This is a genomic window from Halomonas sp. I1 (genome assembly GCF_032334135.1).
Taxonomy (GTDB): domain Bacteria; phylum Pseudomonadota; class Gammaproteobacteria; order Pseudomonadales; family Halomonadaceae; genus Halomonas.
In genome coordinates this window covers 74984-90787 of record NZ_JAVXUS010000015.1, presented here as the reverse complement: position 1 = coordinate 90787, position 15804 = coordinate 74984, and the positions used below count along the sequence as shown (strand labels likewise).

Genomic DNA, 15804 nt, shown 5'->3' with positions numbered 1-15804 from the left:
TCTGGACTATATGGCACCCCGAGCACACCCCGCATTAGCTGCGTAGGGTGTGCAGAAACCAGGGGGTCATTACATCTCCTGGAAAGTGATAGCTGCTTCGAAATGGAGAATAGAGACTTGCTTTCTTTTATTAAAGTATGCACCTTTTAGTAAGTACCTACTGGAGCATGCGAAATGACAACATCTGGCTTTATCTGTGGGCTGGACGCTGCGCTGGCTGTCATCGGCGGCAAGTGGAAACCGTTGATCCTGTTCCACCTTGCCCACCAAGCGCGACGTTATGGCGACCTGAGGCGTGCCATCGGCAATGTCAGTGACAAGATGCTCATTCAGCAACTCAAGGAACTGGAGGCTGACGGGATCGTCGACCGGCTCGACTTCAAGGAAATTCCGCCGAAAGTCGAGTATTCCCTCACTGCGTTCGGCCAGACGCTCGCCGAAGCCTTGAAGCCGCTCTGCGCCTGGGGAACGGAACATATGACCGAGGTCGAGCAACTTATGTCACGGCGCTCGGCACCGTGATCGCCCGCCTGTTCGAAGATCCCGCGACCGTCGGGGTGATGCTCAATCCCGACGGTCGCTCCATGCCCTTCGTGATGGCGGCGCTTGAAGCGCGCGGGCAACGGCCTGACCTGGTGGTATCACTGGGCTCGGCGGGCAGGCGGGATCTCGAGCAGACGGATATCTATCAGGCGACCTCGGTAGCCTACCGCGCCGATACTAGCCCGATTTATTCGTCAGCAGCGGCTGCAATGCCCCATCCACGTGGCCGGCCCAGTCCGAGGGAGACATTACCTCGTAACCCTGCTGGTCGGCGAAGGCACTGGAAATCACCACGTCGGGCCTGAGGTCACGCAACAGTCCGAGGCTTGCCACCAGAGCGTCACGATCGCTCATGTCATCCATAAAGCCGTTGCTCCATTGCCCTTCCCCGTTCCTGTATAGCGTATCGCCGGTAAACAGGTAGGTTTTCCCGGTCGTCGAACTGACCTGGAAGCAGGTACTGCCAGGAGTGTGGCCAGGGGTCGGAATCACCTCAATCCCGCCAGCGAGTGTCTCCCGCTCACTGAACAGCAGGTCCGGTTCCAGAATTTTCGAGAAAGCCTCCCGCTCGCGGACAGGTCCGCCCAGTGTCGCGCCGTAGCGCTCACGCACCCACAGAAGCGATTCGCCGAGCTCATCCAGGTGGCTCAGAAAGTGCCAGTCGACTCCCCCCAGTTCGGCCATGGCATCGATATCATGTACATGGCCGGTATTGTAGAAGAGCACATTGCCTTGCTCCCGGGTAAGCAGGTAGGCGTGGGTGGTAAGCCCCGGGAACGGACTCTCTACTTCGGTCTGCCACAGGTCAGGAAAAATCTGTTTCATGGTGGTCTCCATTGTCTCGTCTTGTTGGCAAGAAGGACTTGAAGCGTCCGGTTGCGAACGTTGTCAGCACTCCGACGAATATCATCAGCCGCTAGGCGACTTCTCTGTATGGTGCTGTCTTCCGCGCGGCCCGTGTCGCGGTCGCCCACCAGTGGAGCTGGCTCACCATCCGCTGTAACGCCGCCACGGCACGGTCCGGGCCGATCAGACTCCCGTCATCAGCGAACTGCTCCCACACGTTGATGAAACTGACGCTGTCGCGCACCGTTACCGCATGCAGTTCCGCAAACACCTGCCGCAACTGCTCGACCGCACGCAGCCCCCCGGAAATCCCGCCGTAACTGACAAATCCAACGGGCTTGGTCTGCCACTCGGCATAGCTGGAATCGATCAGGAATTTCAGCGCCGCCGGGAAGCTGTGATTGTATTCGGGTGTGAGCACAACAAAGGCGTCGGCCCGGTCGAGCTGATCCCGGAGGCGGCGGATTCCTTCGTTGGCCTGGTTTTCATGGCAACCGGGCAAATCGAGACTGGCCGGATCGATCAGGGAGAACGTCAGGTCGTGACGTTTGTCGAGTTCTCCGGCGACCCACGCCGCCAGGGTGTCGCACAGTCTGCCTTCGCGGGTACTCCCGAGGATGACGGCTACATGGATGGGGTCGGACATGTGTTATCTCCTTTATCGGTCACTGGCTGATTCTTCATCAGGTGCACGAGGAGCCTATTACCTCAAGTTAAGTTGAGGTCAACGAACCAGATCATGGAGAATGGCTATGGGGGGAATAGTGTGAGCGGAATAGCCAGAGGGAAATAACCAGACAGACGCCAGGAGCAAGCATGACGACAACACGAAACGGCCAGGACATACGATCCGCACTGAGTGTGGGAGAGGTCGCAAAACGCAGCGGTGTCGCGGTTTCCGCCATCCACTTCTACGAACAGAAGGGCCCGATCAAAAGCTGACACAACGCCGATAGCCAGCGACGTTTCCAGCGAGCCATACTCAGATGGATCGCGGTCATCAAGGTCGTCCAGCGGCCGGCATTCCGCTGGCGGAGATCGGCGAAGCCCTGGCGACCCTGCCAACGGATCGCACCGTCACCACCGACGACTGGACGGGGTATCTGCACATCATCGACGAGAAGTTGGCCGCTGCCGTGGATCAGCTCAATGAGGCTATCGGCGAAGGGCTGCTGACGCGCTAGGCTGGGTGGAAAAGATGTCCCGGAACCGTTTGAGGAGAGATCATGCCCACCACCCGCACGACCTCGCCTGCCCTGGAACGGGTCCACCTGGTGTGGGACCTGTTCATCATCGTGCTGGTGATCGCCAACCTGGCGCTGCTGCTGTTCGACAGCCTGTTCCTGCTGCCGCCGCTGAATGCCGCCTTCGAGGCCGTGGCGCCCGGCCTGCACGGTGCCTATGATCGGCACATCCACGCCAACTTCCTGACCATCGACCTGGCGTTCGTGGCCGTCTTCCTGTTCGACGTGCTGCTGGGCTGGGCGGTGGCCATCGCCGAGCGCCACTACCACCGCTGGTTCTTCTACCCCTTCGTGCACTGGTACGACGTGCTCGGCTGCATCCCGCTGGGCGGCTTCCGGCTGCTGCGTATCCTGCGCGTCATCTCGCTGCTGCACCGCCTGCAGCGCATGGGCCTGATCGACGTGCGCCGCTGGTACCTCTACGGCGTGGTCGCCAAGTACTACGATATCCTGCTGGAGGAGCTCACCGATCGCATCGCCATCCGCATGCTCGACAACGTGCAGCAGGAGATCCGCGCCGGCGACGGGCTCTCCGCTCCGCTGATAGAGCGCGTGGTGCAGCCACGCAAGCAGGCGCTGATCCGCGAGATCGGCCAGCGGCTGGAAGCCATGGCCGGCGACGCCTATGACCACAACCGCGACGACACCCTACGCTACGTGCGCGGGCTGGTCGGCCGCACCTTGGCGGAGAGCCCTGAGCTCAAGCGCCTCGAACGCCTGCCGCTGGGCGGCCAACTGACTCGAGGGCTCGAGGCATCGCTCTCCGACCTCGCCTGCCGCCTGGTCGACGAAGCCCTGGCGGGCCTGCAGTCGTCGGAGTTCTCGGCCCTGGTGGAGCACCTGGCCGAGAGCGGCTTCGATGCCTGGCTGCACACCGACCCGCAGACCGAACAGATCACCGAGCAGGTGCTGATGGACATGCTGGAGCTGCTCAAGGAGCAGATCGCGGTGAAGGGCTGGCAGCACAAGTACGACTGAGCAAGCCGCCAGCCATCAGGCGCCGCGGCTGGCCGGGATCAGGCCGGTTGACCCAGCGGCGCCGGGGCGCTGTCGAGGCGCTTGCCCAGGATGCACAGGCTGAAGTCGCTGCCGTCCATGCGGGCGACGTCCGGCAGCCGGCCCCACTCCTGGTAGCCACTGGCACGCAGCAGGCGCAGGCTCGGCGTGTTGTGGGCGAAGACGTAACCGACGAGGGTGTGGGTATCCAGGCTCGGCGCCAGCGCTTCCGCTCGCTGCAGCAGCCGCTTCCCGAGCAGCCTGCCCTGGTAGTCCGGCGCGATATAGATGCTCAGCTCGGCCGTGTGGGCGTACGCCGGCCGACCGTAGAAGTCCTCGAAGCTCATCCAGGCGACGATGCCGCCCTGGTCCTCGCCGACCAGCAGCGGGCGACGCGCCGGCTCGTGCTGCCGGAACCACTCGCGGCGGTCGTCTGGGGTCACCGTCTCGGTGTCCGCCGTCGAGCGGCGGCTCGGCACCGCGGCATTGTAGATCTCGACGATCCTCGGGAGGTCCTGCTCGTCCGCCAGCCTGATGTCCATCGTTGATGCTTTGCTCATCGTGATCCTCACGTGTCCCTGAATGATGAAAAGCGCCACGCGGCGATTCCCGCCCGGCGATCGTCCGGATGACGGTCGCCACGAGGGGCGGATGAATCGGTTGCCACGGTGGCGTCCCGAGAGCTGGCGGCGTCGTTGTGATTGTCGTTGTCAGAAACTCAGCCTAGCACCAACGCCTGGTTTTTCTCATGCTCCGGCGCCTCGCGCCGGTGCGCCATACTGTCACCAGGCATGGCCGAGCGAGGCAGGGACATGGGACGGGATGGGCACGACTGCGGCGGCCGGTAGCTCTATGGAGAATCGAGGTCTGCCCCCGATGAGCCATGCTGGATCTTGATGCCATTCAACTGCTCAAGCAGTTGGGGGATGTTGTCTTGAATGATGCTCCACACCGTATCGTCGTCGATCCCCAGATAGGCATGGATCAGGCGATTCCGGGTCGCAATGAGCATCCGCCAGGGAATTTCCGAATACTGGTGACGGACAGCATCAGGAGTCCGGGTCGCCGCTTCGCCGATCAGCTCGAGGTTACGCAGCGTGGCATCGTAGGTGAGGTCATGGGCAAGGAAGCTATCCTGATCGAGGCCTTCCGTGTAGGAGAGAACTTTCTCGGCAAAGCCGATCATGTCATCGATATAGAAGCGCCATTCGCGCTGGGGACGAGACTCAGACACGCAGCGCCTCACGCTCGATATAGGGCCTGAGCTCGGGGCGAAGCGCCTTGTCGGTCACCAGATCCACGGGATGACCCAGCAGATCCTCGAGGTAGAACTGCACTCCGAAATAGCGGGCCGAGGTCGCGGGACCATCGAAGCTCACCAGGATATCAATATCACTGTTGTCTCGCGCCTCGTCGCGGGACATGGAGCCGAAGAGCGCCAATGATCTGACCCCATATTCGCTGGCCAAGGCCGACATGTGCTCTCGCAGTAGTTGCAGGACCCTGATTCTGTTCATCTTCCGCCACCTCTCACCAGCATCAAGCCTCCGGAGAAATGGTCCCCTTGGCTTTGTACCGATCAGCCTAGCATGGGGGAGAGGCAACCCCCAGCCCGGCCTTGCCTCCCTACCGCTTCCTCTCGAAACTGCGCTCGATCAGGGATGGGGAATGAAGTGGACTCCCTTCACTGGACCACCTGACAGTCGAGCGAAGCGTTCGGAGGGGCTTGAAAGCCCTTTCAACCAATTAATCCGAACACCCATTTTTCTCATGCTCCGGCGCCTCGCGCCGGTGCGCCATACTGTCACCAGGCATGGCCGAGCGAGGCAGGGACATGGGGCGGGATGGGCACGACAGCCGCTTCCGACATCGCTACCTGAGCCACGACGCCCTGACGCATCAGCTCAAGGCGTGGGTGCAGGCCTACCCCGAGCTGGCCCACCGGTAGCTGCCCAAGGACCAGATCGCGGTTGAGAAAGACTTCGACGGTCGAGCCCTCTTTTGCAGCTGCGACTCCGGAATCAACTCAGGCGCCACTCGCTGCGAACGTCGACTCCCTGCTTGAGCGTTTGCATCACCACACAGCAGGCTTCGGCACTGCCTGCCAAGGTCTTCAAGCTGGCGGTATCATTGCCCCCGGAAACCACCCTCCCGGTAACGCTGACATGCATGCGCTGAAAACCGACTGGAACGGATGAGTCCACTCGCAGCGCCCCGCGCACATCAACTTCTGCGCTGACATCGACCGTGAGATCGGCCACTTCAATCTCGAGCCACTGCGAGATCATGCCGATTGTCGAGTGCAGGCATGCAGCAAGGGCTGAAGCAAGCAAGTCACCGGGGTTGGGGGCGTCGTGATCACCGCCGACTGCCCGGTGAATCCCATAGGCCCAGCGGTGTCCGGCATTGTTGGCCGGCTCGACCTCGCCGTGGAAAGGGTCTGACGTATCGCCTGCAACGGTCTGTGCGTAATCGCGGATCCATGCCTCATGAGGCGCTTCCCGATACTGTTGGTGCAGAACCCGCTGGCGCGTTGGTACCACACACTCGCTCGACATTGTCATGATGAATTCCCCTATGGCGTTTCGATGTGCTCAGATCAAGTCTGGGGGATGCGTGACATGTCGGCATGAGGCAGATGTCCCGAATGGCGGAGCAAATTCGATAAAACATGGGGCTGGCGTCCCGGATCGCCGCAGGGGCATCGAACTGTAGAGGCTCGTTGCGTGCTTGGGGGCGCATCATCATGCAAGACGGGCAAACGCCAATGGGGCGTTTCCATGGCATAGGGCGGATTCACGCTCGGCCCTCCGGACACCGACGTGATTTCCGTTTACCACTTCAGGTGTATACATCCCGGAAAAGCTATTGATCCGAACGCAAATTGTTCAGAGCCTCACGACAGTCGTCATGACCGCTGAGATTCAACACCCCTATCAGATCTAAAGGATGTGTCTGGACCGTACCTTGATGCAAGGAGCGGTACGTTATCTCCCCACTCACACCAAAAGTATTCAATGCATTACCATAACGCTCTCTAAGCTTCTGAAAAGCACCCCCTTCCTCGTAATAAACATCAAAAAGAATGCAACCACCTCTTAAAGAATCAGCATGTAAGTATCGATTGAATGCTCTTTCAGGAATATCAAACCCAACACGATAATGATGCTTATCAACCACGTCGGAAACCGTACTCGGTACGACAGAAAAGCCACCTGGACTGACCGGCGAATTGAGAGACTGAGTCTCCTCCCACTGCAGGCCCTCTGCACTCAGATGAACATAAGACAAGTAAACCTCACCATCCCCGGCATTGAGAAAACTTGACTCTCCAGATCGTACAAACTCGACCACTTCGACGTCATCCTGCCAATTCCAATAGCGCTCGAACTCTAAACCTTTACCCACAAGATACGCGCCTGCTGACCCAACCAAGGCCACCCCGCCAGCCAACAAGGCTGAAAATCTTAGCCAATTTTTAATCGGCTTTTGATAAGACTGGCAGAACTTGCATATATTGGCGTCTTCGTCTATTTCAGACCTGCACTCGATGCATTTTGATGGCATACCCCCTCCCCGCCCTGCTACAAACTACTCAGATTAATATTCAGCATAGAGAAAAAGGACAAAATCCGCCCTTGATACTTTTTGACTGCCCCCTTGAGAGAGGGTAGAGGGTGAGGTAATGACCAGGAAAATCACGTGCAGAACTGGCAGAGTAAGTACGAACCGCGATGACGCTTCTGGCTTCGGTCTGCCGCAGCATGTCGATATTCATGGCCCCAGCCCACAGGCTGACGGCGTCCGGCAGGGCTGCGGCACCGGCTTTCGATGGGAGGATGGTATTCCCATGCGCAACTGATAACGGAATGACCCGCGCTCGCGGGTGGCGGGCGCGGGTCATGTGCCTCCATGATCAACAGCGGCGAGTCGGCCAGGATGCTGGCCGGCCGTACCCTGTCAGGCCAGTTGCTTCAACAGAGCCTGAGCTACCGCTTCCGAGCTGAAGGGGTTCTGGCCGGTAATCAAGCGGCCATCTTCCACGACATACGCCGTCCAGTCGTCGCCCTTTTCGTATCGCCCTCCCAGGCGGGTGAACTCGTCCTCGATGAGAAACGGTACCACTTCGGTCAGGCCAACAGCGGCTTCCTCGCCGTTGGTAAAGCCGGTGACCCGGCGGTCCTTGATCAGGGGCTCGCCGTCCTGGCCCTTGACGTGACGCAGCACGCCCGGTGCATGGCAGACAAAGCTGATCGGCTTGCCGGCCTGATCGAAGTCCTGGATCAACTCGATCGAGGTCCGCGACTCGGCCAGGTCCCAGAGCGGGCCATGGCCACCCGGATAGAATACCGCATCGAAGTCGGCAGCGGAGACCTCGCCGAGCTTGAGCGTGTTGGCCAGCACCTGCTGCGCCTGATCATCCTGCTTGAAGCGTTCCGTCGCCGGTGTCTGAGCGTCCGGCTGATCGCTGTTCGGGTCCAGGGGGGGTTGGCCGCCCTCTGGCGAGGCCAGCACCAACTCGGCCCCGGCGTCCAGGAAGGCGTAATAGGGAGACGCGAACTCCTCGAGCCAGAAGCCTGTTTTGTGGCCGGTGTCACCCAGTTGGTCGTGCGATGTCAGGACCATCAGGATTTTCATCTACTACCTCCGTCTTTGCGTATGACCCAGTATGGCGGCGCGACCGGTCACTGGGTCAACCGCCGCACGGGATGAAGCAACAGACAGGCCGACCTGAAGAACCACAGTGGTATAGCGCGGGGACCTGCACCAGCCTTTCTCACTTCACCCTCTCCGTTACCTTGTCGGCATCGAAGGCCAGATGTCCGGCGATGGCGTCCATGCCGTCGATGGGGTGGTCGTAGCTCCAGGCGATATCGGCAAGGTCGGGCAGCGAGTAGTAGGTGCTGTCGCCCTTGAGGGGGCAATGAGTCACAGTGGAGGAAATGCTGAGCTGTGACATATCGACATCCGCTTTCGGGATGTAGCGGCGGAGTGGGCAGCCCTTCTCGCGGAGCTCGATGGCGTCGCCTGTATCAGCGAGCAGGGTGTTGTCATGGTAGACCCTCACTCTGTTGCTGTGAGGATGCAGACTGATGGGAGGAATGGCGTTGTCGTCAGTGTTTTCACCCACTGTTGGTTCGGCGTCTTCCTGCAGGTCTTCGGGATCCGCCAGCGGCTCGCCCTCCTCGTTCTGGAGCTGGTGGTCGTAGGCCGCCTGGAGGCCGGTATCCTCCTCGGCCTCGGCGGCTTCGTCGTCACCGTGCTCGATATGGCCCGGGTAGAAGGGCGAGAGGATGGCCACCAGGATGCCGAGCGAGGCGAACATGGAGAAGGCATCGGCATAGCCGAAGCCATCGACCAGCCAGCCGACCACGGGCGAGCCAGTCGCCTGCCCGAGCGAGACCGCCATGAAGGGCAGTACCGGCCCCACCGACAGCCGGCCCGGCAGCAGGCGGATGCCGGTCATCAGGTAGAGCCCCGTCAGGCTCATGTAGGCCAGGCCGAAAACCAGCGCGGAGAAGGCCGCCAGCAGCGTCTGGGCGGGGCTGGCCGCCAGCAGCGCCAGGCTCGCGGCGAGCATCATCAGCATCAGCGCATGGGTGATGGGCGGGTTGTTGCGGTCGGCCAGGTCGGCCACCACGGCGCCGCCCAGGCCGGCGATGCCCACCGCCAGCCACAACCAGCCGGTGGAGGCGGACGGCAAGCCGCCGAGGGTAACCACCAGGTCCGGCGCGAAGATCCAGTAGGCGGAAGACACGACGCCCATCACGTAGGCGAACAGCGTCAGGCGGACCAGGCGCGACCAGGGCAGTTCGCGAAGCGGCGCGGGCGGCGCGGCGTTGGAAGGCACGATCCGCGACACCGAGGGCAGGAAGAACCAGGCGGCGACCACACCGATGGCGGCGCAAATGGCGAAGGACAGATAGGCCAGCCGCCAGGCGCCGACCAGGAACAGCACCGTCGGCACGGCGACGATCACGCCGATGCTGGTGCCCGCGTTCATCACCGAGCTGACGCGCCCGTGCAGCGAACGCTTGACGATCGCCTGCATGCCGGCGGTGAGCGCAGGCATCATCAGCCCAGTGCAGATGCCGCAGGCGAACACCCCCACGCCCAGCATCAGTGCATCGGAGGCCTGGCCGATCAGCACCAACCCGCCGACGCCGAACACCCCGGACAGCACCGCTGTGTAACGGGCGCCGAGATGATCGGTGATGAAGGGCGCGACCACCGTAGCCAGCAGGAAGCTGATCAGCGGCAGCGCACCGATCACGCCGATCACGTCCGGCGCCAGGCCCAGCTCGTCGCGTATCTGCGGCACGAATAGCCCGAAGGCGAAGCGCGCGAGCCCATAGCTGATCGCGATCAGCGCCGCGCCGAAGATCGCAAACCCAGTACTCGAAAGAGATTTCATGGCAGCTCCGCCGGATGAATGCTGAAGATCAGGGCTCATTGTGCGGCCAGGCCGCGCGATGGCGCCATTACCCCATGACCTTGCCACCCACCCGGGCCGACATGCCACCCTGAAACGATGGCGCCTTGTGGCCTCGCGACAGGCTATCTTCAAGATGCCACGTATCCACAGACGGGAAGGAGTGCCCCATGGACGACCGGAATGCCTACGAGCAGAAGCTGCGCGCCAAGCTGGACGAGCTGCAGGCCGAGGTGGACAAGCTGAAGGCCCGCGCCAGGGGCGCCGCCGCCGACGCGCGCATGGACCATGAGGATGATGTCGAGCGGCTCGAGGCCAAGCGCGAGGAAATGCGCCGGAAACTCGAGGAGCTGAGACATTCCAGCGACGACGCCTGGGACGACATCCGCGCCGGCGCCGAACGAGCCTGGAGTTCGCTGAGCGAGTCCATCGAGAAGGCACGCTCGCGCTTCAAGTGATCCACGGCCCTCTGGCCTGGTACATCGCATATTCGCGGGAATGGCCGGTGACACCGCGCCACGGTTTCGTGCTGATCGGCGCCCCCTTTTCCTCCGGCCTCCTGCCCTGCCCCAGACTTTCCCTGCCGGGCCGGCCATGGTGGAATTGCGCCCTTGTTCTGTTCCATCACGATTCCGGGGGGCGGGAGCGCCACACAGCCGATGAAACGCTACGAACGCTTCGCCGACGAGATCGCCGAGCTGATCCGCGACGGCGTGCTGGCCCCGGGCGAGCGAGTGCCTTCGGTGCGCCAGGCGAGTCGCGAGTACGGCATCAGCCCGTCCACTGTCTTCCAGGCCTATTACCTGCTGGAGGATCGCGGGCTGATCGTGGCCAGGGCGCGTTCCGGCTATTACGTGCGCGAACAGGCCCGGCGGGTGCTGCACGAGCCGCGGATGACGCCGGCCCGCCAGGAAACCGCGGAGGTCGCGGTCAGCGAGCTGGCGTTCTCGGTGCTCGACTCGCTGCAGGACACCGAGACCGTGCCGTTCGGCTCGGCCTTCCCCAGCCCCGACCTCTTCCCGCTCGCGCGGCTGGCCCGCAGCATGGCCAAGGGGCTGCGCGGGATGGCCGGCAGCGATGTGCTCAAGGACATGACGGCGGGCGACGCCGACCTGCGCCGCCAGATCATGCTTCGCTACACGCTGAAGGGGATGCCGCTGCCGCCCGAGGAGCTGGTGATCACCAGCGGCGCCATGGAGGCGCTGAACCTCGGGCTGCAATGCGTGACCTCGCCCGGCGACCTGGTCGCCATCGAGTCACCGGCCTTCTACGCCAGCCTGCAGATCCTGGAGCGCCTGAAGCTCAGGGCGGTGGAGATTCCCGTGCATCCCCGCGAGGGCATCGATCTGGACGTGCTGGCGGATAGCCTGGCGCGGCTGCCCATCAAGGCCTGCTGGTTCATGAGCCACCTGCAGAACCCGCTGGGCGCCAGTCTCGATGACGACAAGAAGCGGGCACTGTACGCGCTGCTCAAGCGCCATCGGGTGCCGCTGATCGAGGATGACGCCTACGCGGAGCTGCACTTCGGCACCACGCCGCCCAAACCGGTGAAGCAGTTCGACGACGAGGGCCTGGTCATCCACTGCGGCTCGTTCTCGAAGAGCCTGGCGCCGGGCTATCGGGTCGGCTGGGTGGCGGCCGGCCGCTTCGCCGAACCGATCTCGCGACTCAAGCTGATGACCACCATCTCGCCCTCGGTGCCGGCCCAGGCGGCCATCGCCGACTACCTCCAGCACGGCGGTTTCGATCGCCACCTGCGCCGGCTGCGCCATGCCCTGGAGACCCAGCAGGGACAGATGCTGACCGCGGCGTCGCGTTACTTTCCGGCCGAAACCCGGGCCACGCACCCCGCCGGCGGCTACTTCCTGTGGTTCGAGCTCCCCGAGCGGGTGGACTCGCTGTGCCTGTTTCGCCAGGCGCGGGAACGGGGCATCAGCGTCGCGCCGGGGCCGATCTTCTCGGCCACCCAGGGCTTTCGCCATTGCCTGCGCCTGAGCTACGGCCACCCCTGGACGCCGCACAGCGAAGCGGCGATGGCAACGCTGGGCGAGCTGATCGACGATTTCTGATATCGCTTATGGCATCACCCGATTGGGCCCGTGGTCGGACAGGCCAGGGATCGGCACTGGCCCTCAGGTGCCGTCGACGCGACGGCTCCCTTCGCTCTTGCTCGCCACCCGGGCCTTGTTCCGGCCACGCTCTCGCGTCCCCTGGCGCGCCAGGGCGATCCGCATCAGGCGCTGGAAGGTCGGGCACTCCAGGTGGCTGGGGGCGGTGCAGGATGCGGCATGGCGCAGGCCATCGCGTAGCGCACTCAATTCCTCGATATGGCGATCCAGCGCGTCCGCCTTGTCGCTCAGCATGTCGCGGTCGATGCGGGGTCGCCGCTCTTCTCCCAGCATGTCGCGGATCTCGGCCAGCGAGAATCCCGCGGCCTGCCCCAGCGCAATCAGCGCGAGGCGCGGCAGCACGGCGTCATCGAAGACACGGCGCAGGCCCTTTCGCCCGACGGACCGAATCAGCCCGACTTCCTCGTAATAGCGCAGTTTCGAGGCGGGAACCCCGCTTTTTCGTGAGAGTTCAGAAATGTCGAGCATGCGGCTTGACTTCAAGTTGACTTGAAGTAGTAGGTTATTCGACCCGTTCTGCGTTTTCCAGAGAGGTCGAATCGCATGGTGAGTCTCGATACCCAGGATCGCGCCGTGTCACGCGCACGTGGCCGCTTCACTCCGGCGTACAGGGCAAGGAAGGCCGTACCAGCGACAGGAGGTTCGCGATGACAACGCTGATGATAGGCGCCGTGCTTATTGGCGGCGGTGCGACGATCTTCATGGATATCGTCGCCCTGCTGCGCCATCGCCTGTTCGGCATTCCCTCCCTGGATTACGCGATGGTGGGGCGCTGGCTCGGCCATCTTCCTCGCGGCACGCTCGTCCATCGCCCGATCGGCAATAGCGCGCCTATCCCGGGCGAGACGGCCCTGGGGTGGGCGGTGCACTACATGATCGGGATCGCGTTCGCCGCCGTCTTCCTCGCTGTGGCAGGAGAAGCATGGCTCGATCAGACGACCCTCTGGGCGCCGCTGATGTTTGGCGTGCTGACGGTACTTATCCCCTTTCTTGTCCTGCAGCCTTGTCTGGGGGCGGGGATCGCCGCGCGCAAGACACCCCAGCCAAACGTCGCCCGACGTCGCAGCCTGTTTGCGCATGCCAGTTTCGGCCTCGGCCTGTGGATTGCGGGTCTAGGGTATGCGCATGCGCTCCAGGCGTACGGGCTTGGCTGACGTCGGACGGGTCAGCGCCCCGGCTCATCGGCATTCAGGCGCCGGTTCAGCCGGCCGATCTGCTGGATATCGTTCATATAGAAGTCGAGCTTCGAGGCCCCGTAAGCCAGCAACGCCGAGGTATAGACCAACACCGTCAGCACGGCCAGGTTGTTGGCCCAGGCGAACGCCGGCACGGCCAACGGATAGGCCATGGTGAAGATACTCATCCCGCCCCAGAAAAGCGCCAGCAGGCTGCAGACCATGATGAACACCAGCACCGGCCCGCGCCGGTAGTCGACCGGCGGGCGGGTCTTCCAGAACGGCAGGTGGGCGATGGTCAGCTCGCCGGTCATCTCGATCCGGCCCTTGCGACGCAGCAGCGGCTCCGCGAAAGCCTTCTGACTACCGGACGCCACCGCCGCCAGCACCAGGCGCGCATCGATGCCATCGCCGAAGATGCGCCGCACCGCTTGCGCGAAGCCCGGCGTCGGCTCGCCATCGGCACAGCCCTTGGCCTCGTCGGCGAGCGTCTTCAGGGCCTGATTGACCCGTTCCGGCCGCTCCTCTTCATCTTCGAAGTTGATCGCGTAGTGCACGCTGTACACCTGGTAGAGCGCGAACGTCACGCCGACGAAGATCAGGAAGAACGCCACGAAGATCATCATCACCCTTCACCACCCTGGATATCGGCCAATCGTCACGGGCCCGTGCGACCCGTTTCACCATGCCTGGCGCTTGAACCGCCAGGCGACCAAGATGACAGAAAGGTCAGGACCATAACAGGATCAGAAAATGGTGAAAAAAGCGTATCAGTTGTACCGATGCTTCGCGAACAACCCAAGGTGTGATGTGACGGTATTCACCTGACAGTCGGCCTCTTCCATTACCTCCCCGGGCTGCCGATAATCGGCTGTCCCCGGTTGAGGAGTGCGATCGTTGCCCCAGTCACCAGGGCTGTGGCTCCCCTTTGGCACCAATGCGCCCCGTCAAGCGCATGAAGCCTCCCCTGGCCGGCGTGACTGCCGTATGCGCCGTGCCCGCCCCGAAGTCCAGTACATGCACGATGGTGCTGCCGATATGCTCCTGCCAGGAAAGCATCCATACATCCTCGCGAATCATCACGGCTTCGTATTCGACGGTATCGGCAAATCCCGCATTATCTCCGGCGATAACCTCCACCGTCAGCTTGCTGTCCGACTCGATGGTGATACGCGGGGTAAAGGAGGGGAAGTGAATATCGAGCCTGTCGCCGGCTTGAAGTGGAGAGGTAGCGTTCATTGCCATATCAGCATCACCTGTTTGATGAATGATCCATATCGCCACCGCCAGCGTAGCACCCAGTGACGGCCGCCACCTTGGAACGTGCCTGTCTCGGTCTGATCTGCAGTTATTTTGACAAAAACAAAAAATGTAGATATTTTTTCATTATGTAGCCAAAATGACAGGAGCCAGACCATGAGCCAGCCGAGCCCACTGCCCACCAGCGACACGACTCGATCCGACACCCTCAAGGGCTTTCATCTTGCCCGGTCAGTAGAATCGGACCGATTGTTGCAGCTGACCTTCCCCCGCGAGACCGTCGAAGCATTCCTCGATGCCGCCGCTGAATGGCCGATGCAAGCACTGGAGTACAAGTCATTCCTGCGCTTCCGCGTCGCGAAAACTCTCGATGACCTCTGCGGCAATACCCTCCAGCCAGTTTTGATCAATACCATGGTGGACCGGAACACGGGGGGCTTCATGGTGACGCCGGAAGGGCTGGATGATGTCGAACAGGCCGATGACATGGTCAAGTTCGCCACTGCCGTGGCTCACTTGATGGGGCGTTCCAACTTCGATGCAATGAGCGGCCAGTACTATGCTCGCTTCGTCGTGCAAAATGTCGATACTTCCGATAGTTACCTTCGTCAACCGCACCGCGTGATGGAGCTTCACAACGATGGCACCTTCGTCGAGCAGGACACCGACTATGTACTGATGATGAAGATCGACGAGCAGAACATGCAGGGTGGTAACACATTGCTGCTGCACCTGGATGACTGGGAGGAGCTGGATACCTTCAGCCGTCACCCTCTGGCACATCGGCAGATGCGCTGGACCGCACCGCCCAGCAAGAATATCGCCCAGGATGTTTTCCACCCGGTTTTCGATGTCGATACCGAGGGCCGGCCAATCATGTCCTATATTGACCAGTTCGTGCAGCCCAAGGATTTCGAGGAAGGCAACTGGCTGGCGGATATGTCCGACGCTCTGGAAGGCAGCCAGCAAAAGGTGGCATTGGCCGTCCCCACAGGGAGCTTTGTTCTTATCAACAATCACTTCTGGTTGCACAGTCGGGATCGCTTCACGCCACACCCGAACCTGCGCCGCGAATTGATGCGCCAGCGCGGCTACTTCACCCATGCCAAGACACTGCGCAACCCACGCCAGGTTTGAGCAGAAGGCAGGTAAAGTGAACCGAGCCGCGCCTAGCGCGG

General features: G+C 62.1%; 21 protein-coding genes. 8 read left to right on the top strand and 13 right to left on the bottom strand.

The features are described from left to right. Positions 1-174: 174 nt before the first annotated feature. A complete protein-coding gene (locus RSO41_RS14690) occupies positions 175-522 on the top strand; it encodes a helix-turn-helix domain-containing protein (RefSeq protein ID WP_315619910.1) in 348 nt (115 codons plus the stop codon). A gap of 198 nt (positions 523-720) precedes the next feature. On the opposite strand, the gene RSO41_RS14685 is transcribed toward RSO41_RS14690, so the two are convergent. Further along, the gene (locus RSO41_RS14685) at positions 721-1368 is read right to left on the bottom strand and encodes an MBL fold metallo-hydrolase (protein WP_315619909.1); all 648 of its coding nucleotides are present in this window, start codon (positions 1366-1368) and stop codon (positions 721-723) included. Between the two features lie 91 nt (positions 1369-1459). Next, positions 1460-2035 (bottom strand): NAD(P)H-dependent oxidoreductase, encoded by a 576-nt coding sequence (locus RSO41_RS14680; protein WP_315619908.1) that lies wholly within the window; start codon positions 2033-2035, stop codon positions 1460-1462. Positions 2036-2205: 170 nt separating this feature from the next. Between RSO41_RS14680 and RSO41_RS18525 the strand changes: the two genes are divergently transcribed. Genes RSO41_RS18525 through RSO41_RS14670 form a run of 3 tightly spaced genes read left to right on the top strand, consistent with a single transcriptional unit; the run spans position 2206 to position 3611 of the window. Beyond that, positions 2206-2331: a MerR family DNA-binding transcriptional regulator gene (locus tag RSO41_RS18525; RefSeq protein ID WP_410000340.1), complete on the top strand. Its 126-nt coding sequence runs from the start codon at positions 2206-2208 to the stop codon at positions 2329-2331. A 44-nt stretch (positions 2332-2375) separates the two neighbouring features. Next, on the top strand, positions 2376-2573 hold the full coding sequence (locus tag RSO41_RS18520; RefSeq protein ID WP_410000339.1) for a hypothetical protein: 198 nt from the start codon (positions 2376-2378) through the stop codon (positions 2571-2573). A gap of 42 nt (positions 2574-2615) precedes the next feature. Beyond that, on the top strand, positions 2616-3611 hold the full coding sequence (locus RSO41_RS14670; RefSeq protein ID WP_315619907.1) for an ion transporter: 996 nt from the start codon (positions 2616-2618) through the stop codon (positions 3609-3611). Positions 3612-3649: 38 nt separating this feature from the next. Here RSO41_RS14670 and RSO41_RS14665 read toward each other — a convergent pair whose 3' ends face one another. From RSO41_RS14665 to RSO41_RS14630, 8 genes are all read right to left on the bottom strand, one after another. Further along, positions 3650-4189: a GNAT family N-acetyltransferase gene (locus tag RSO41_RS14665; RefSeq protein WP_315619906.1), complete on the bottom strand. Its 540-nt coding sequence runs from the start codon at positions 4187-4189 to the stop codon at positions 3650-3652. A gap of 290 nt (positions 4190-4479) precedes the next feature. Next, positions 4480-4863, bottom strand: a complete 384-nt coding sequence (locus RSO41_RS14660) for a DUF86 domain-containing protein (RefSeq protein WP_315619905.1) — start codon at positions 4861-4863, stop codon at positions 4480-4482. Beyond that, the gene (locus tag RSO41_RS14655; RefSeq protein WP_315619904.1) at positions 4856-5146 is read right to left on the bottom strand and encodes a nucleotidyltransferase family protein; all 291 of its coding nucleotides are present in this window, start codon (positions 5144-5146) and stop codon (positions 4856-4858) included. Before RSO41_RS14655 ends, RSO41_RS14660 begins: the two co-directional genes overlap by 8 nt. Before the next feature lie 504 nt (positions 5147-5650). Further along, positions 5651-6193, bottom strand: coding sequence for an OsmC family protein (locus tag RSO41_RS14650; protein WP_315619903.1), 543 nt, complete (start codon positions 6191-6193; stop codon positions 5651-5653). Positions 6194-6494: 301 nt separating this feature from the next. Further along, positions 6495-7196, bottom strand: a complete 702-nt coding sequence (locus RSO41_RS14645; RefSeq protein WP_315619902.1) for a hypothetical protein — start codon at positions 7194-7196, stop codon at positions 6495-6497. Between the two features lie 40 nt (positions 7197-7236). Beyond that, positions 7237-7533, bottom strand: coding sequence for a hypothetical protein (locus tag RSO41_RS14640; protein ID WP_315619900.1), 297 nt, complete (start codon positions 7531-7533; stop codon positions 7237-7239). A 56-nt stretch (positions 7534-7589) separates the two neighbouring features. Next, positions 7590-8267 (bottom strand): type 1 glutamine amidotransferase domain-containing protein, encoded by a 678-nt coding sequence (locus tag RSO41_RS14635; protein ID WP_315619899.1) that lies wholly within the window; start codon positions 8265-8267, stop codon positions 7590-7592. Between the two features lie 139 nt (positions 8268-8406). Beyond that, positions 8407-10044 (bottom strand): MFS transporter, encoded by a 1638-nt coding sequence (locus RSO41_RS14630; RefSeq protein ID WP_315619898.1) that lies wholly within the window; start codon positions 10042-10044, stop codon positions 8407-8409. Between the two features lie 188 nt (positions 10045-10232). Here RSO41_RS14630 and RSO41_RS14625 point away from each other — a divergent pair, with 188 nt between their 5' ends. Then, positions 10233-10520, top strand: coding sequence for a coiled coil domain-containing protein (locus tag RSO41_RS14625; protein ID WP_315619897.1), 288 nt, complete (start codon positions 10233-10235; stop codon positions 10518-10520). A 201-nt stretch (positions 10521-10721) separates the two neighbouring features. Further along, on the top strand, positions 10722-12131 hold the full coding sequence (gene mapR, locus RSO41_RS14620) for a GntR family transcriptional regulator MpaR (protein WP_315619895.1): 1410 nt from the start codon (positions 10722-10724) through the stop codon (positions 12129-12131). Positions 12132-12194: 63 nt separating this feature from the next. Here mapR and RSO41_RS14615 read toward each other — a convergent pair whose 3' ends face one another. After that, entirely contained in the window at positions 12195-12659 is a 465-nt protein-coding gene (locus RSO41_RS14615; RefSeq protein WP_315619894.1) for a helix-turn-helix domain-containing protein, read from the bottom strand. Positions 12660-12838: 179 nt separating this feature from the next. Between RSO41_RS14615 and RSO41_RS14610 the strand changes: the two genes are divergently transcribed. After that, positions 12839-13345, top strand: coding sequence for a DUF2938 domain-containing protein (locus RSO41_RS14610; RefSeq protein WP_315619893.1), 507 nt, complete (start codon positions 12839-12841; stop codon positions 13343-13345). Between the two features lie 11 nt (positions 13346-13356). On the opposite strand, the gene RSO41_RS14605 is transcribed toward RSO41_RS14610, so the two are convergent. Beyond that, positions 13357-13992, bottom strand: a complete 636-nt coding sequence (locus RSO41_RS14605) for a hypothetical protein (protein WP_315619892.1) — start codon at positions 13990-13992, stop codon at positions 13357-13359. A gap of 280 nt (positions 13993-14272) precedes the next feature. Continuing rightward, positions 14273-14611: a MoaF-related domain-containing protein gene (locus tag RSO41_RS14600; RefSeq protein ID WP_315619891.1), complete on the bottom strand. Its 339-nt coding sequence runs from the start codon at positions 14609-14611 to the stop codon at positions 14273-14275. Positions 14612-14782: 171 nt separating this feature from the next. Between RSO41_RS14600 and glaH the strand changes: the two genes are divergently transcribed. Continuing rightward, positions 14783-15763, top strand: coding sequence for a glutarate dioxygenase GlaH (gene glaH / locus RSO41_RS14595; protein WP_315619890.1), 981 nt, complete (start codon positions 14783-14785; stop codon positions 15761-15763). Positions 15764-15804 lie beyond the last annotated feature (41 nt).

What these genes read in the sequence shown, in the direction of transcription:
- RSO41_RS14685 (WP_315619909.1), bottom strand. Translation starts at nt 1,368, where the DNA reads ATGAAACAGATTTTTCCTGACCTGTGGCAGACCGAAGTAGAGAGTCCG.
- RSO41_RS14640 (WP_315619900.1), bottom strand. Translation starts at nt 7,533, where the DNA reads ATGACCCGCGCCCGCCACCCGCGAGCGCGGGTCATTCCGTTATCAGTT.
- RSO41_RS14630 (WP_315619898.1), bottom strand. Translation starts at nt 10,044, where the DNA reads ATGAAATCTCTTTCGAGTACTGGGTTTGCGATCTTCGGCGCGGCGCTG.
- RSO41_RS14665 (WP_315619906.1), bottom strand. Translation starts at nt 4,189, where the DNA reads ATGAGCAAAGCATCAACGATGGACATCAGGCTGGCGGACGAGCAGGAC.
- RSO41_RS14615 (WP_315619894.1), bottom strand. Translation starts at nt 12,659, where the DNA reads ATGCTCGACATTTCTGAACTCTCACGAAAAAGCGGGGTTCCCGCCTCG.
- RSO41_RS14635 (WP_315619899.1), bottom strand. Translation starts at nt 8,267, where the DNA reads ATGAAAATCCTGATGGTCCTGACATCGCACGACCAACTGGGTGACACC.
- RSO41_RS14605 (WP_315619892.1), bottom strand. Translation starts at nt 13,992, where the DNA reads ATGATGATCTTCGTGGCGTTCTTCCTGATCTTCGTCGGCGTGACGTTC.
- mapR (WP_315619895.1), top strand. Translation starts at nt 10,722, where the DNA reads ATGAAACGCTACGAACGCTTCGCCGACGAGATCGCCGAGCTGATCCGC.
- RSO41_RS14645 (WP_315619902.1), bottom strand. Translation starts at nt 7,196, where the DNA reads ATGCCATCAAAATGCATCGAGTGCAGGTCTGAAATAGACGAAGACGCC.
- RSO41_RS14680 (WP_315619908.1), bottom strand. Translation starts at nt 2,035, where the DNA reads ATGTCCGACCCCATCCATGTAGCCGTCATCCTCGGGAGTACCCGCGAA.
- RSO41_RS14650 (WP_315619903.1), bottom strand. Translation starts at nt 6,193, where the DNA reads ATGACAATGTCGAGCGAGTGTGTGGTACCAACGCGCCAGCGGGTTCTG.
- RSO41_RS18520 (WP_410000339.1), top strand. Translation starts at nt 2,376, where the DNA reads ATGGATCGCGGTCATCAAGGTCGTCCAGCGGCCGGCATTCCGCTGGCG.
- RSO41_RS14625 (WP_315619897.1), top strand. Translation starts at nt 10,233, where the DNA reads ATGGACGACCGGAATGCCTACGAGCAGAAGCTGCGCGCCAAGCTGGAC.
- RSO41_RS14670 (WP_315619907.1), top strand. Translation starts at nt 2,616, where the DNA reads ATGCCCACCACCCGCACGACCTCGCCTGCCCTGGAACGGGTCCACCTG.
- RSO41_RS18525 (WP_410000340.1), top strand. Translation starts at nt 2,206, where the DNA reads ATGACGACAACACGAAACGGCCAGGACATACGATCCGCACTGAGTGTG.
- RSO41_RS14600 (WP_315619891.1), bottom strand. Translation starts at nt 14,611, where the DNA reads ATGGCAATGAACGCTACCTCTCCACTTCAAGCCGGCGACAGGCTCGAT.
- glaH (WP_315619890.1), top strand. Translation starts at nt 14,783, where the DNA reads ATGAGCCAGCCGAGCCCACTGCCCACCAGCGACACGACTCGATCCGAC.
- RSO41_RS14610 (WP_315619893.1), top strand. Translation starts at nt 12,839, where the DNA reads ATGACAACGCTGATGATAGGCGCCGTGCTTATTGGCGGCGGTGCGACG.
- RSO41_RS14690 (WP_315619910.1), top strand. Translation starts at nt 175, where the DNA reads ATGACAACATCTGGCTTTATCTGTGGGCTGGACGCTGCGCTGGCTGTC.
- RSO41_RS14655 (WP_315619904.1), bottom strand. Translation starts at nt 5,146, where the DNA reads ATGAACAGAATCAGGGTCCTGCAACTACTGCGAGAGCACATGTCGGCC.